This window comes from Candidatus Kosakonia sp. 282A-S69, from assembly GCF_029433855.1.
Taxonomy (GTDB): domain Bacteria; phylum Pseudomonadota; class Gammaproteobacteria; order Enterobacterales; family Enterobacteriaceae; genus Kosakonia; species Kosakonia cowanii_A.
On record NZ_JAROAU010000001.1, the window covers coordinates 179,608 to 194,224 of the forward strand.

The following is a 14,617-nucleotide window of genomic DNA, read 5'->3' on the forward strand; positions in this document are numbered from 1 at the left end:
TTAGTGTCCGAAGACATCAAGAATCCATGTCACCTGAGTGCCCACACAGATTGTCTGATAAATTGTTAAAGAGCAGTGCCGCTTCGCTTTTCGCTGCGGCGCGGGGTGTGCATATTACGCTTTCCCGCCGTGAAGTCAACTGATTATTTTCAGATTTCTTCACCCGACAGGCCGGTGTGTTTGCCGTTGTGCCGTGTCAGTGGAGGCGCATTATAGGGCGTTAATTTCCCCTGACAACCCCTAATTTCAAAAAACTTTTCAACCGTGTTTTTTTTCAACAAAGTGCGGTTAAAAGCGGCATAAATAGCGGGTTTCGCTGTTTTTACCACCACTTATAGATATCGAATGGCATACTACCGAGTGAAATAAAGAAGAAGGGAGTGAGAAATGCCTTTAAACGCACAGCAGCTTGCCGCGCAGAAAAACATCTCCTGGGTGATAGCTGAGAAACTGGCGCAGCAGATCCTCAGGGGAGAGTACGCGCCGGGAACCATTTTGCCCGGCGAGATGGAGCTCGGCGAGACGTTTGGCGTAAGCCGTACCGCAGTGAGAGAGGCAATAAAGACATTGACTGCAAAGGGCATGGTCTTACCCCGCCCGCGTATCGGCACGCGCGTGATGCCGAAACGGAACTGGAACTTCCTTGATACCGAGCTTCTCTCATGGTGGATGAGCGAAGACAACTTCCAGGAAGTGATCCAGCACTTTCTCGTTATGCGCGCCAGCCTCGAGCCGCAAGCCTGTCTTCTGGCCGCCGCACTGGCAAGCGCCGAGCAAAAGGCTTATCTGAATACATTAATGGAAGAGATGGTATGCCTGAAAAAGGCGTTTAACCGTGAACGCTGGATAGAGGTGGACATGGCATGGCATGAACATATCTACACCATGAGCGGTAATCCTTTCCTTATGTCTTTCGCCACACTTTTCCACTCGGTTTACCATACTTACTTCACCTCAATTACTGAAAACGAAGTGATTAAGCTGGATCTTCACCAGGCTATCGTCGACGCGATTCAGGAAAGCGACGGTGAGAGTGCGTTTCAGGCGTGCCAGAGATTGTTGAATTCGCCTAATTAAAGGAATGCGTATGACAAAGAAGAAAGGGCGCAGTATGGCCGGGCTGCCGTGGATCGCCGCGATGGCCTTTTTTATGCAGGCGCTCGACGCCACCATCCTTAACACTGCCTTACCCGCCATTGCGCAAAGTCTTAACCGTTCGCCGCTGGCGATGCAGTCTGCCATCATCAGCTACACCCTGACCGTCGCAATGCTTATTCCGGTCAGCGGCTGGCTGGCCGACCGCTTCGGCACGCGGCGCATCTTTATGTTAGCAGTCAGCCTGTTCACCCTCGGCTCGCTGGCCTGCGCCCTCTCCAACTCTCTGGCCATGCTGGTTGTCTTCCGGGTGATTCAGGGGATTGGCGGGGCGATGATGATGCCGGTCGCGCGCCTTGCGCTGCTGCGCGCCTATCCGCGCAGTGAATTACTCCCGGTACTTAACTTTGTCACCATGCCGGGGCTGGTCGGTCCGATTCTTGGTCCGGTGATGGGCGGCGTGCTGGTTACCTGGGCAAGCTGGCACTGGATCTTCCTGATTAATATTCCCATTGGTGTCGCCGGATTGCTCTACGCGCGTAAATATATGCCGAACTTCACCACGCCGCGCCGTAGCTTCGATATGTGGGGCTTCCTGCTGTTCGGCTTAAGTCTGGTGCTCTTCTCCAGCGGGATGGAGCTATTCGGCGAGAAAGTGGTAGAGACCTGGCTTGCCTTTAGCATTATCTTCAGCGGCATTGCCCTATTGCTGCTCTATATTCGCCATGCCCGCCGCCATCCGTCGCCGCTCATCTCGCTCAATCTGTTTAAGACGCGCACCTTTTCCGTCGGCATCGCCGGGAATATCGCTTCGCGTCTCGGCACTGGCTGCGTTCCATTTTTGATGCCATTAATGTTGCAGGTCGGTTTTGGTTATCCGGCGCTGATTGCCGGTTGCATGATGGCGCCGACTGCTCTGGGCTCCATTCTGGCGAAATCGACTGTCACGCAGATCCTGCGCTGGTTTGGCTATCGCAAAACGCTGGTTGGCGTCACGCTCTTTATCGGCATGATGATTGCGCAGTTCGCCCTGCAAACCCAGGCAATGGCGATCTGGATGCTGGTGCTGCCGCTGTTCATATTAGGCATGGCAATGTCGACGCAGTTTACCGCCATGAACACCATCTCTCTTGCTGACTTAACGGATGAAAATGCCAGTAGTGGCAATAGCGTGCTGGCGGTAACGCAGCAGCTGTCGATAAGCCTGGGTGTTGCCGTGAGCGCAGCGGTGCTGCGTTTCTATGAAGGGTTCGATGGCACCAATACCGTTGAGCAGTTCCACTACACCTTTATAACGATGGGCGCAGTAACGGTAGTCTCCGCTTTAACGTTTATGCTGCTGAAAGCGAAAGATGGCCGCAATCTGATCAAGGAGCGCCACAAAAAATCAGGCTGAGCCGCGTTCCATTAAGACCGGTGTTAGCTGTAGACGCTGTTGTTGCAGGCTCGGGTCGGCAATACGGTGGATCAGCACATCAATCGCCAGCTCACCCAGTTCATCCTTTGGCTGATGGATGGTGGTGAGCGGCGGCGTCATATAGCGCGCCAGTTCAATATCGTCGTAACCGACAATCGCCATATCCTGCGGGATCGATAGCCCCGCCTGGTAGAGCGCCTGGTAAGCGCCGACCGCCATCGCATCATTCCCGATAAACACCGCCTGCGGGCGCTCTTCCATTGCCAGCAGACGCTGCATCGCCGTCAGGCCACCGCCGAACTCGAAATCACTCTCGATCTCGTCGCCGTCGCGAATCGTCAGCCCGGCGCGCGCCATCGCCTCGCGGTATCCCTCCAGTCGCAGCCGCGAGGGCGTTTTATCCAGCGGGCCGGTAATACAGGCGATACGCGTCATCCCTTTATGAATGAGATACTCCGTCGCCATCATGCCGCCCAGCAGCGAGTTATCCTGAATCAGATCGCTGTCGCCATCGAACGGCGCCCAGTCCATCATCACGGTGGGAATCGAGGGATAACGGTTCATGATGACTTGTGAAGGCTGATGCGTTTCGGTGCAGAGCAGAAGCAGACCGTCGACACGCTTTTGCATCAGCGTTTCCAGATTGCGATTCATCCGCTGCTCGTCGCCTTCGGTGTTGCATAACACCAGGCTGTAGCCACGCTCGAAGCAGCTGCGCTCTACCCCGCGCACCAGTTCAGAGTAAAAGGGGTTGGTACTGGCGGTGATCAGCATCCCAATCGTGCGTGTCTGTTTGAGCTTCAGGCTACGCGCCACTGCGGAAGGTGCATAGTTCAGCGACGTAATCGCGGCGTCCACCTTCTCGCGAATCGCCTCACTGACAAAGCGATCGTTGTTAATAACGTGAGAAACGGTAGAGGTGGAAACGCCCGCCAGGCGGGCAACGTCCTTCATGGTGGCCACGCGTCACCCCTGCTGAGCGAGAAAATCATCAATCTCATTACGCCACGGAACGGAAGGCTGCGCCCCTTTGCGCGTCACGGCGATAGCCGCCGCCGCATGGGCGAAGCGGATCGCCTCATCCAGCGGCTTCTTTTCCAGTAGCGCGGTCATTAGCGCGCCATTAAAGGTGTCGCCAGCGGCGATGGTATCAATGGCTTTAACCTTGAATCCCGGTACGCGCCTGCCTTCGCCGTTTACGCTGGCCCATACGCCGCGGCTGCCGAGAGTAATGATGACCGTACGGATGCCTTTATCATGCAGCACCCGCGCGGCACGCGCCGCATCGTCATCACTGGTGACCGCGATGCCGGTGAGTTTTTCCGCTTCGGTCTCGTTGGGGGTAATGATGTCCACCAGCGCCAGCAGCTCATCAGAGAGTTGCCGGGCCGGCGCAGGGTTCAGCGCAACGGTGGTATTGTGCTGCTGCGCGATGCGTGCCGCTGCCAGCACGCTCTCAACCGGTGATTCCAGCTGCATTAACAGCGCCGACGCCGCTGTAATTAATGTCTGCTGCTCAGCCACACGTTCGGTGGAGAGCGCCGCATTCGCGCCGGCATGAATACCGATAACATTCTCCCCTTCGCCGTTGACGAAAATCAGCGCCACGCCGGTCGACTCACCCGCAACCACGCTAACGGGTGCCACATCAATGTTGTCGCTGGCGAGCTGCTTACGTACCCGCGCGCCGGTATCGTCATCGCCGGTACAGGCGATAAACGCGATATCCGCGCCGCTGCGTCCGGCCGCGACCGCCTGATTGGCACCTTTGCCGCCGAACGCAACCTGATAGTGATTGCCGGTTACGGTTTCGCCGGGTGTCGGGAAAGACTCAAGGTTAAGAATGTGATCGGCATTGATACTGCCAAGAACGACGAGTTTGCCTGCGGTTTTCATGATGAGCGAGTCCATAAAGTGCGCCACCGCGAACGGTGGCGCGTGCCATGCTTTTCTTTTATTACCTTGTCCCTCAGGCTGACAGAACGTACATCGAGCCTGAACGTTCTGTTACTGCTTGATGACCAGTTTCAGGTCAACCGGATTTTTAGCGTAAACTTTTTCGCCTTTCAATACTTTGTCTGCGGTATCAACACCTTTCGCGCCAATCTGCTCCGGCAGCTGAGCAACGGTAGCGGCCAGTTTGCCGTCGTTTACTGCTTTTTCGCCATCCGGTGTACCGTCAAAACCCACCACCATCACATCGCTTTTGCCCGCGGTCTGCAGCGCGCGCAGCGCACCGAGTGCCATCTCATCGTTCTGGGCGAATACGGCCTGCACATCCGGATGCGCGGTCAGCAGGTTCTGCATCACGTTCAAACCCTTAGTGCGGTCGAAGTCAGCCGGCTGGCTGGCGAGGACCTTGAATTTATGCGCTGCAACTGCCTGCTGGAAACCTTCACCACGCTCACGCGCGGCAGACGTCCCGGCAATGCCCTGCAGTTCAATCACTTTCGCGCCTTCGCCCGCTTTCTTGGCGATGTAATCACCGGCGATTTTACCGCCGAGCACGTTATCAGAAGCGATATGGCTTACCACTTCACCGCTGCTGGCGACGCGGTCGAGCGTGATAACCGGAATTTTGGCCTGGTTAGCCATCTTAATGGCGTTACCCACCGCATCGGAATCGGTCGGGTTAATCAGCAGAAGTTTGGTGCCACGAACGGTTAAATCCTGGACGTTGGCCAGCTCTTTTGCCGGGTTGTTCTGTGAGTCCAGCACCACCAGGTCATAACCCAGTTTGTCGGCCTCTTTCTGTGCACCATCCTTCAGCGAGACAAAGAAGGGGTTATTCAGGGTAGAGATCACCAGAGCAATAGAGTCTTTCGCCATCGCGTTCGCACTTACCGTGGCGCTCAGAGCAACAGCAGAAACCAGAGTGGCCAGTTTTTTCATGTTCATGTTCATGAGTCCTGTTGTGTAGGGAATTACTGCTTTTTGTTGTCTACCAGCACCGCCAGCAGAATCACCACTGCTTTAACGATCATCTGGTAATAGGAAGAAACGCTTAACAAATTCAGGCCATTATTGAGGAAGCCAAGAATCAATGCGCCGATCAATGTCCCAACAATACGACCTTTCCCGCCAGCGAGGCTGGTACCGCCCAGCACGACGGCGGCAATCGCATCCAGTTCATAACCCGCGCCCGCGGTCGGCTGTGCCGAAGAGAGGCGCGCGACTTCGATAATGCCCGCCAGCGAGGCCAGCAGGCCGCTCAGGGAGTAGACAATGATTTTGACTTTATCGACACTGATACCGGAGAGACGCGTCGCCGCCTCGTTACCACCCAGCGCATAGATGTAGCGCCCCAGACGGGTGTGATGTAACAGATACCAGGCGGCAATAAAGACAACGGCCATGATCCACACCGGCGTTGGCACGCCGAGCGGGCGACCAATACCGAACCAGCCAAAAATATCAGCGTTAGCGGTAAAGCCGGTGTTGGCGGGGCTGCCATTGGTGTAAACCAGCGTCACGCCGCGCAGCAGCAGCATCATCACCAGCGTGGCAATAAATGCCTGCACGCGGCCTTTGGCGACGATGGTGCCGGTCACAGCACCGACCGCCGCACCCAGCGCCAGCGCACCGGCGACCGCCACCAGCGCATTCACCTCCATACCCACCAGCGAAGCGGCGACCGCGCCGGTGAGCGCCAGCAGAGAACCGACGGACAGATCGATTCCCGAGGTCAGGATCACCAGCGTCATGCCCACCGCCATAATGGCGTTCACGGAGGTCTGCTGGAGAATATTCAACAGGTTATTGACGGTAAAAAAGTTGGGACTCATGGTCGATACAATGGCGATCAGCACCAGCAGCGCAATCAGCGATTTTTGTTCCATCAGCCACGCTTTGCTGAAATAGCGGCGACCAGAAACGGCCTGGGTAGTCATCTCTCTTACTCCTGATTCACACGATTAAGCTTGCCCACAGCGGCAGCCATCAACACTTCCTGAGTGGCCTGCTCGCGCGTGAATTCGCCGCCGAGATGCCCTTCATGCATCACCATGATCCGGTCACTCATGCCTAATACTTCCGGCATTTCCGACGAAACAAGGATGATGCTCAGGCCATCGGCCTTAAACTGGTTAATAAGTTGGTAAATCTCTTTCTTCGCCCCGACGTCCACGCCGCGCGTGGGCTCATCAAGGATCAGCACTTTCGGGCGGGTCATCAGACCACGCGCAATCGCCACTTTTTGTTGATTACCGCCGGAGAGCAGTCCGATCGGCTGTTCCATCGACGGCGTTTTAACATTGAACAGGCGAATAAAATCACCTACCGCCTGCTGCTCTTCCTGATGTTTCAGGTTACCGCCCGTACGGCTGAAGTAGCGCAGCGCGGTCAGCGACATGTTCTCTTTTACCGACATGCCAAGTACCAGCCCGTCGCGCTTACGGTCTTCGGAGATATAGACAATGCCGTTTGCCAGACCATCCTGCGGCGTCTGGGTGATCACTTCATGCCCGTCGAGGGTGACATATCCGCTGGTGCGCGGCAGCGCGCCATACAGCACTTTCATTAGCTCCGTACGCCCGGCGCCCATCAGCCCGGCAACGCCGAGGATCTCGCCTTTGCGCAGCGTAAAGCTGACGCTATCGACCCCCGGCCCGCAGAGATTATCGACCTGAAGCCGCACTTCGCCCGGCGCTTTGTCCAGACGCGGATATTGATCTTCCAGTTTGCGCCCCACCATCATCTCAATCAGCGTATCTTCCGTCAGCGTCGCAACCTCGCGCTCGGCAATAAACTGCCCGTCGCGAAACACCGTGACGTCATCGCAAATCTCGAAGATCTCTTTCATGCGGTGGGAGATATAGACGATGCCGCGCCCCTGTGATTTCAGCTCGCGGATCACGCGAAACAGCGACTCGGTTTCGGTATCGGTCAGCGCATCGGTGGGTTCATCCATAATGATCACCTGCGATTCATAGCTCATCACTTTGGCGATTTCGACCATCTGCTGATCGCCAATGGATAACTCACCTACTGTGCGATCGCTTTTAAAGCGCAGGTTGAGTTTGGCCAGCAGCTTGTTGGCTTCGGCGAACATCTTTTTCCAGTCGATTTTGCCGAAGCGGTTAACAAACTCACGGCCAAGAAAGATGTTTTCGGCAATGGTGAGCTGCGGAATGAGGTTCAGCTCCTGATGAATAATGCCGATGCCCGCTTCCTGCGAGGATTTTGGCCCGCTGAAGGTGGTCTCTTTGCCCAACCAGAGCAACGAACCGGCGTCGCGGCTGTAGATGCCGGTCAGCACTTTCATCATTGTCGACTTTCCGGCGCCATTTTCACCGACCAGCGCCATCACCCGGCCGGAATAGACGTTCAGCGCCGCGCCGGAGAGAGCCTTGACGCCGGGAAAGGATTTATCAATGCCTTTGAGTTGCAGTAATGCGTCCATGATCGCCTCAGAAGGTGACGCCGGCACAGAGAATGATATTCGCAAACGGGGAACACTCCCCGCTGCGAATAACCGCCTGACTACCTGCGGTCTCTTTTTTGAATTGTTCGTGCGTAACGTACCGCACTTCGATGGTATTCCCCTGGTGTTGCTGCAGCTGCTCAAGGTGAGTGAGCAACGTTTCGTGGAGCTGCGGATTCAACTGCTTGATCTCCGACGCGATGATTGCGGCCTCAACCTGCATTTCTGCGGTCACCACTTCCAGCACCTGCATAAAGGAAGGCACGCCCTGGGTTAAGGCCATATCAATACGTTGCGTACTGCGCGGCACCGGCAACCCGGCATCACACACTACCAACGTATCGGTATGCCCAAGACGAGAGATGACAGACGAAATATCAGCATTCAGAACACAACCCTTTTTCATATTTTTGCTCCATGAGCGAAACGTTTCGCTGACGGCAGTGTAGTACGAAGAATGTTCTGAAAACTATCGTCTGATTGAAGAAGTGTGATCGAAATCGAAACGTTTCGCTCAGCAATGAGGTGAAAAAAACAGCGCTGCTTTCTTAAAATAAATTTACGGCAATTGATAGCAAAAACCCCTCTTAGGGAGGGGTTTGAAAGATGTCAGATTTCGACCTGGGTACCGAGTTCGATAACCCGGTTAGGTGGGATCTCAAACTGGTCCGGCGCGCGCAGGGCGTTACGCTGCAACACCAGGTAGAGTTTGCCGCGCAGACGCAGATACCACGGGCGTTTGCCGAGGATCAACGACTCGTGGGACATAAAGAAGGAGGTCTCCATCATCCGGCAGCTCAGCCCTTCCAGCCCGCAACGGTGGAACACCTCTTCCACGTTCGGCGTTTCGCGCCAGCCGTAGCTTGCCACCACGCGCCAGAAAGTGGGCGAAAGCTGCTCAATCTGTACGCGCCGAACGTTATGCACATAGGGCGCGTCCTCCGTGCGTAACGTCAGCAGGATCACACGCTCATGCAGCACTTTGTTGTGCTTCAGGTTGTGCATCATCGCAAAGGGAATGACGTTCAGCGCGCGGGACATATAGACCGCAGTGCCCGGCACGCGTACCGGCGGCGATTTCTCCAGCGAGGCAATCATCGCTTCCAGTGAGTTGCCGTGCTCATGCATACGGCGCAGCAGGCGGAAACGCTCGCTCTTCCAGGTGGTCATCACCAGCAGCATTACCAGACCGAGGCTCAATGGCAGCCAGCCGCCGGAGACAATCTTATCGAGGTTCGCCGAGAAGAGCGGCACATCAATACAGAGGAAGAAGAGCAGCAGCATGCCAACAAGGATTTTGTTCCAGTGCCAGTTTTTGCGCGCCACGGTGGTAAAGAGCATGGTGGTCAGCACCATGGTGCCGGTTACCGCAATACCGTACGCCGCCGCCAGGTTGCTGGAGTGCTCGAAGCTGACAATCACCAGCACCACGGCAAAGTAGAGCAGCCAGTTGATAAACGGAATATAGATCTGCCCGGACTCCATCTCCGAGGTGTGAATAATCCGCATCGGCGCCAGATAACCGAGACGTACCGCCTGGCGCGTCAGGGAGAAGACACCGGAAATGACCGCCTGCGACGCAATCACCGTCGCCAGCGTGGCGATAATCAGCATCGGGATCAGCGCCCATTCAGGCGCTAACAGGAAGAAGGGATTTTTAATCGCTTCGGGGGTTTTCAGCAGCAGCGCGCCCTGACCAAAGTAGTTCAGCACCAGCGAAGGCAGCACAACGCTAAACCACGCCACGCGGATCGGCAATTTACCGAAGTGGCCCATATCCGCGTAGAGCGCCTCCACGCCGGTGATCGAGAGCACCACGGCGCCGAGGGCGACAAACGAAATGGCTTTGTACTGCAAGAAGAAGTTAACCGCCCACGCCGGGTTAAGCGCCTGCAGCACTTCCGGATTGGCGATAATACTGCGTGCACCGAGTACAGCCAGAATCAAAAACCACGCCAGCATAATCGGCGCAAAGAGTTTGCCCACCAGCCCGGTACCATGTTTTTGAATCGCAAACAGCAGCGTCAGCACCACGATCGAGAGCGGCACAATCCACGTATCGAGGGAGGGGGCGACAATCTCAAGGCCTTCGATGGCCGACATCACGGAGATGGCGGGCGTAATCACCACTTCGCCATAGAAGAAGCTGCCGCCGATCAGGCCCATAATCACCAGCACCGAAGTCATTCTGGCGGAGGTGTTACGCCCGGCAAGAGACATCAGCGTCAGGATCCCGCCTTCACCGGCGTTATCCGCCCGCATCACGAAGGTGAGGTACTTAATCGAGACGACAAAAACCAGCAGCCAGAAAATCAGCGACAGGAAGCCAAAGACGGCATCGCGCTCAACGCCGAAGCCGAACTGGCCAGACAAACATTCACGCAGTGTATAGAGTGGGCTGGTACCAATATCACCGTAGACAACCCCAATTGCCGCGAGTGTGACCGCGGGTAACGATTGTTTCTTATCAGTGCTCATAGACTAATCTTTTGATTGAATGCAATTATGTGTGCTTAGTCCCTTGGCCCACAAAAAGCGCACAGTATGCACGATTATCGACGAAATCGAACCCCTAAATGCAACCACATTAATCTGGCTCAATGAAAACAAAGCCGTTCTTCAGTCTATTACAGGCACTTTCAGGAACGTTTATAATCGCTCTGACAAGCCGGAAACCACGGCGAAAGGACGCAGATTCATTATGGCTCACTTACACCTATTAGCAGAAAGAATTTCCCGCCTCAGCAGCGCGCTGGAGAAAGGCCTTTTTGAACGCAGCCATGCGATCCGGCTCTGCTTACTGGCCGCCCTGAGCGGCGAAAGCGTATTTCTGCTGGGGCCGCCGGGCATCGCCAAAAGCCTGATCGCCCGCCGCCTGAAATTCGCCTTCAAAAATGCCCGCGCGTTTGAATATTTAATGACCCGTTTTTCCACGCCGGAAGAGGTTTTTGGCCCACTTTCCATTCAGGCGCTGAAAGATGAAGGTCGCTATGAGCGTCTCACAAGCGGCTATTTACCGGAAGCGGAAATCGTCTTTCTGGATGAGATCTGGAAAGCAGGCCCGGCGATCCTTAACACCCTGCTGACCGCGATTAATGAACGCCGTTTTCGTAACGGCGCCAGCGAAGATCACATTCCGATGCGCTTGCTGGTGGCGGCCTCTAACGAACTACCGGAAGCGGACAGCAGCCTGGAAGCGCTCTATGACCGCATGCTGATTCGTCTCTGGCTCGACAAAGTGCAGGAAAAGAGCAACTTCCGCTCGATGCTAATAAGCCAGCAGAGTGAGAGTGAAAACCCCGTGCCAGCGGAGCTGCAAATTACCGACGAAGAGTATATTCGCTGGCAGCATGACATTTCCCAGGTGGCGCTGCCGGAACCGGTATTTGAGCTGATTTACACTCTGCGCCAGCAACTGGATACCCTGCCGAACGCACCTTATGTTTCCGATCGGCGCTGGAAAAAAGCGATTCGCCTGCTGCAGGCCAGCGCTCTGTTCAGCGGCCGCGACGCGGTAGCTCCCATCGATCTTATTCTGCTGAAAGATTGCCTGTGGCACGATGCTGAAAGCCTGCGCCTGCTGCAACAACAGCTCGACGTTTTGATGACCGGGCACGCCTGGCAGCAGCAGGCGATGGTGACGCAGCTGAGTGCGATAGCCCAGCGACACCTGCAGCTTCAGCAGCAGCAAAGTGATAAAACCGCGCTCAAAGTGGAGCGCCAGGGCGGCATGTTCAGCCGTCGTCCCCATTATGAACTTCCTGCAGATCTGACCGAGCCGGTGCTGACACTTCTGTTGCAGCAGCCGCTGAAACTGCACGATCTTAACGTTATCCACATCACCCTTGAGCGCAGCGCGCTGGAGCAGTGGCTGACAAAAGGGGGCGAGATCCGCGGCAAGCTTAACGGCATTGGCTTTGCCCAGCCGCTCAATATGGAAGTGGATGCCAGCCAGCACCTGCTGGTGCGCGATGTCAGTTTGCAGAGCTCACGCCTGGCGCTGCCAGGTACGGCATCAGAGAATGTGCCGGATGAGATCAGGCAGCAACTGGAGGCGCTGGACACCACCTGGCACCAGCAGCACACCCGTTTTAGTGAACAGCAGAAGTGTCTGTTTATCTCCAGCGACTGGTTGGGTCGCATTGAAGCCAGCCTGCAGGATGTCAGAGCGCAGATCCAACAGGCGCGTCAATGATCCCACTCGATACGCTCAATATGATGCTGGCCATCAGCGAAGAGGCGTTGATAGAAGATCTTATTATCCTCTTACTGGCCTCGCCGCAGCTGGCGATCTTTTTTGAAAAGTTTCCCAAGCTCAAGCATGCGATTACTGAAGATCTGCCGCGCTGGCGCGAAGCGCTAAAAAAGCACCTTAAAGAGGCGGAAGTGCCAAAAACGCTGGCGGAAGAGGTGCTCACTTTTCAGCAAAGCCAGCTGCTCTCCACCTCGCAGTTTACCGTTCAGCTGCCGCAAACGCTGGCGCTGCTCGATAAGGTGCAATCCCCTTTCGCGGCGCAGGCCCGTCAGATGGTCACCGATAACCCGGTCTTCACCCCGGCGCTGCATACGCTCTTTCTTCAGCGCTGGCGCCTGAGCCTGGTGGTGCAAACCACCGCCTTTAACCAGCAGCTGCTGGAGGAGGAGCGCGAACAGCTGCTGAGTGAAGTGCAGGCACGCATGACGCTCAGCGGCCAGCTTGAACCGGTATTGATTGAAAATGAGAACGCGGCCGGCAGATTGTGGGACATGAGCGCCGGGCAGCTAAAACGCGGCGATTACCAGCTGATCGTCAAATATGGCGATTTCCTCAAAGAGCAGCCCGAACTCCAGCAACTGGCAGAGCAGCTGGGCCGCTCACGGGAAGCGCGATCGGTGCCGCGCAAAGATGCTCCCATGGAGACCTTCCGCAGCCTGGTGCGCGAGCCGTCGACGGTGCCGGAGCAGGTCGATGGCCTGCATCAAAGCGACGACATTCTGCGCCTTCTGCCGCCGGAGCTGGCGACCCTCGGCATCACCGAGCTGGAGTATGAGTTTTACCGGCGGCTGGTGGAGAAGCAGCTGCTGACCTACCGGCTACACGGCGATGCCTGGCATGAAAAGGTCACCGAACGTCCGGTGACTCATCAGGATTTTGATGAGCAGCCGCGCGGGCCATTTATTGTCTGTGTCGACACCTCGGGTTCAATGGGCGGGTTCAACGAACAGTGTGCGAAAGCCTTCTGCCTGGCGCTGATGCGCGTGGCGCTGGCAGACAATCGACGCTGTTTTATTATGCTCTTCTCCAGCGAAGTGGTGCGCTATGAGCTGACCTGCGATAGCGGGCTGGAGCAGGCGATCCGCTTTCTGAGCCAGCGCTTTCGCGGCGGCACCGATCTGGCAAGCTGCTTTCGTGCGGTGATTGAGCGGATGCAGGGCGGCGAATGGTATGACGCCGACGCGGTGGTGATCTCCGATTTTATCGCCCAGCGCCTGCCGGACGAGGTGATCGGTAAGGTAAAGGAGCTACAGCAGGTGCATCAACACCGCTTTCATGCGGTGGCAATGTCAGCGCACGGAAAACCCGGCATCATGCGCATCTTTGACCATATCTGGCGCTTTGATACCGGGATGCGCAGCCGTTTGCTGCGTCGCTGGCGGCGTTAAAGCAGGCCGGCAACTTCGTCGCGCACGACAGCGGGCCATACGCCGCACTGCACCTGGCCGATGTGGGAGAGTTGTAATAGCAGCATGGTGAGGCGCGACTGACCGATGCCGCCGCCAATGGTTTGCGGCATCTCGCCACGCAGCAGCGCCTGGTGCCAGTCGAGTTGCAGCCTCTCTTCATCGCCGGTCAGTTTCAGCTGGCGCTTCAGGGCTTCGGCGTCAACGCGGATCCCCATCGATGAGAGTTCCAGCGCATCCTCAAGCACCGGGTTCCACACCAGGATATCGCCGTTGAGGCCACTCATACCGGCTTCGGCTGGCGTGCTCCAGTCATCATAATCCGGAGCGCGAACATCATGACGCTTGCCGTCGCTAAGCTTGCCACCAATCCCCATCAGAAAGACGGCGCCCAGCTCTTTGGCAATGGCCTTTTCGCGCCCTTTCGCATCCAAGTGCGGAAAGCGGCTGAGCAGCGTTTCGCTGTGCACAAAGTGGATCTGCTCTGGCAGGAACGGTGCCAGACCAAACTCTTCGCTTACCGCGGCTTCGGTCGCTTTGATCCCGGACCAGATCGCCTCGACGGTTGTTTGCAGGGTCGCCAGCTGGCGCTGACCGTCACCCAATACGCGCTCCCAGTCCCACTGATCCACATACACGGAGTGGATAGGTGAGAGGCGATCTTCATCGGGGCGCAGGGCTTTCATGTGGGTGTAAAGCCCTTCGCCCGCGCTGAAATCGTGTTGCCCCAGCGTCTGACGTTTCCACTTTGCCAGCGAGTGCACCACTTCAAAGCGGGCATCCGGCAGCGTCTTCACATTGACCTGTACCGCTTTCTCGCAACCAGACAGGTTATCCTGAGTACCATCCCCGACGCGGCTGAGAATCGGTGCCTGCACTTCAATCAGACCCAGTTTCTCTTCCAGCTGGCGAGAGAAGAAGGATTTCACGAAAGCAATCTGGCGCTGTTTTGCGATGTAGGCGGTTTTCATTTTTTTAACTCCTGTCTGCGTAGGTTTGCAATTAAGCAACAGAAACAGGCG

12 protein-coding genes are annotated in these 14,617 nt (G+C 56.3%); 4 read left to right on the plus strand and 8 right to left on the minus strand.

Annotated elements, in window-relative coordinates:
• Nucleotides 1-387: 387 nt before the first annotated feature.
• Both PU683_RS00815 and mdtD read left to right on the plus strand, forming a co-directional pair.
• Nucleotides 388-1,077: a FadR/GntR family transcriptional regulator gene (locus PU683_RS00815; protein ID WP_277169672.1), complete on the plus strand. Its 690-nt coding sequence runs from the start codon at nt 388-390 to the stop codon at nt 1,075-1,077.
• Between the two features lie 10 nt (nt 1,078-1,087).
• Nucleotides 1,088-2,491 carry a multidrug transporter subunit MdtD gene (mdtD, locus tag PU683_RS00820; RefSeq protein WP_277169673.1) on the plus strand — a complete coding sequence of 468 codons (1,404 nt, stop codon included), beginning with the start codon at nt 1,088-1,090 and terminating at the stop codon, nt 2,489-2,491.
• Here the strand turns inward: mdtD and rbsR are convergent.
• The 7 genes from rbsR to kup all read right to left on the minus strand — a co-directional run bounded on the left by rbsR (nt 2,483) and on the right by kup (nt 10,412).
• Nucleotides 2,483-3,475: a ribose operon transcriptional repressor RbsR gene (gene rbsR / locus PU683_RS00825; protein WP_277169674.1), complete on the minus strand. Its 993-nt coding sequence runs from the start codon at nt 3,473-3,475 to the stop codon at nt 2,483-2,485. The genes mdtD and rbsR overlap by 9 nt on opposite strands.
• 3 nt (nt 3,476-3,478) lie before the next feature.
• Nucleotides 3,479-4,408: a ribokinase gene (gene rbsK, locus PU683_RS00830; protein ID WP_277170461.1), complete on the minus strand. Its 930-nt coding sequence runs from the start codon at nt 4,406-4,408 to the stop codon at nt 3,479-3,481.
• A gap of 111 nt (nt 4,409-4,519) precedes the next feature.
• Nucleotides 4,520-5,410 carry a ribose ABC transporter substrate-binding protein RbsB gene (gene rbsB / locus PU683_RS00835; RefSeq protein ID WP_076769274.1) on the minus strand — a complete coding sequence of 297 codons (891 nt, stop codon included), beginning with the start codon at nt 5,408-5,410 and terminating at the stop codon, nt 4,520-4,522.
• A 26-nt stretch (nt 5,411-5,436) separates the two neighbouring features.
• Nucleotides 5,437-6,402: a ribose ABC transporter permease gene (gene rbsC, locus PU683_RS00840; RefSeq protein WP_042711909.1), complete on the minus strand. Its 966-nt coding sequence runs from the start codon at nt 6,400-6,402 to the stop codon at nt 5,437-5,439.
• 5 nt (nt 6,403-6,407) lie between these two features.
• Nucleotides 6,408-7,913 carry a ribose ABC transporter ATP-binding protein RbsA gene (gene rbsA, locus PU683_RS00845; protein ID WP_277169675.1) on the minus strand — a complete coding sequence of 502 codons (1,506 nt, stop codon included), beginning with the start codon at nt 7,911-7,913 and terminating at the stop codon, nt 6,408-6,410.
• 7 nt (nt 7,914-7,920) lie between these two features.
• On the minus strand, nt 7,921-8,340 hold the full coding sequence (rbsD, locus tag PU683_RS00850; protein WP_124971049.1) for a D-ribose pyranase: 420 nt from the start codon (nt 8,338-8,340) through the stop codon (nt 7,921-7,923).
• A 203-nt stretch (nt 8,341-8,543) separates the two neighbouring features.
• Nucleotides 8,544-10,412: a low affinity potassium transporter Kup gene (gene kup, locus PU683_RS00855; RefSeq protein WP_277169676.1), complete on the minus strand. Its 1,869-nt coding sequence runs from the start codon at nt 10,410-10,412 to the stop codon at nt 8,544-8,546.
• 223 nt (nt 10,413-10,635) lie between these two features.
• Between kup and ravA the strand changes: the two genes are divergently transcribed.
• Both ravA and viaA read left to right on the plus strand, forming a co-directional pair.
• Entirely contained in the window at nt 10,636-12,129 is a 1,494-nt protein-coding gene (gene ravA, locus PU683_RS00860; RefSeq protein ID WP_277169677.1) for an ATPase RavA, read from the plus strand.
• Nucleotides 12,126-13,577 carry an ATPase RavA stimulator ViaA gene (gene viaA, locus PU683_RS00865; RefSeq protein WP_277169678.1) on the plus strand — a complete coding sequence of 484 codons (1,452 nt, stop codon included), beginning with the start codon at nt 12,126-12,128 and terminating at the stop codon, nt 13,575-13,577. Before ravA ends, viaA begins: the two co-directional genes overlap by 4 nt.
• On the opposite strand, the gene asnA is transcribed toward viaA, so the two are convergent.
• On the minus strand, nt 13,574-14,566 hold the full coding sequence (gene asnA, locus PU683_RS00870; protein WP_277169679.1) for an aspartate--ammonia ligase: 993 nt from the start codon (nt 14,564-14,566) through the stop codon (nt 13,574-13,576). The genes viaA and asnA overlap by 4 nt on opposite strands.
• Nucleotides 14,567-14,617: the final 51 nt, after the last annotated feature.

Excerpts from the sequence above, each read along its gene's own strand:
- ravA (WP_277169677.1), top strand. The coding sequence starts at position 10,636 with ATGGCTCACTTACACCTATTAGCAGAAAGAATTTCCCGCCTCAGCAGC.
- rbsA (WP_277169675.1), bottom strand. The coding sequence starts at position 7,913 with ATGGACGCATTACTGCAACTCAAAGGCATTGATAAATCCTTTCCCGGC.
- viaA (WP_277169678.1), top strand. The coding sequence starts at position 12,126 with ATGATCCCACTCGATACGCTCAATATGATGCTGGCCATCAGCGAAGAG.
- mdtD (WP_277169673.1), top strand. The coding sequence starts at position 1,088 with ATGACAAAGAAGAAAGGGCGCAGTATGGCCGGGCTGCCGTGGATCGCC.
- rbsB (WP_076769274.1), bottom strand. The coding sequence starts at position 5,410 with ATGAACATGAAAAAACTGGCCACTCTGGTTTCTGCTGTTGCTCTGAGC.
- asnA (WP_277169679.1), bottom strand. The coding sequence starts at position 14,566 with ATGAAAACCGCCTACATCGCAAAACAGCGCCAGATTGCTTTCGTGAAA.
- rbsK (WP_277170461.1), bottom strand. The coding sequence starts at position 4,408 with ATGAAAACCGCAGGCAAACTCGTCGTTCTTGGCAGTATCAATGCCGAT.
- rbsC (WP_042711909.1), bottom strand. The coding sequence starts at position 6,402 with ATGACTACCCAGGCCGTTTCTGGTCGCCGCTATTTCAGCAAAGCGTGG.
- rbsD (WP_124971049.1), bottom strand. The coding sequence starts at position 8,340 with ATGAAAAAGGGTTGTGTTCTGAATGCTGATATTTCGTCTGTCATCTCT.
- PU683_RS00815 (WP_277169672.1), top strand. The coding sequence starts at position 388 with ATGCCTTTAAACGCACAGCAGCTTGCCGCGCAGAAAAACATCTCCTGG.
- kup (WP_277169676.1), bottom strand. The coding sequence starts at position 10,412 with ATGAGCACTGATAAGAAACAATCGTTACCCGCGGTCACACTCGCGGCA.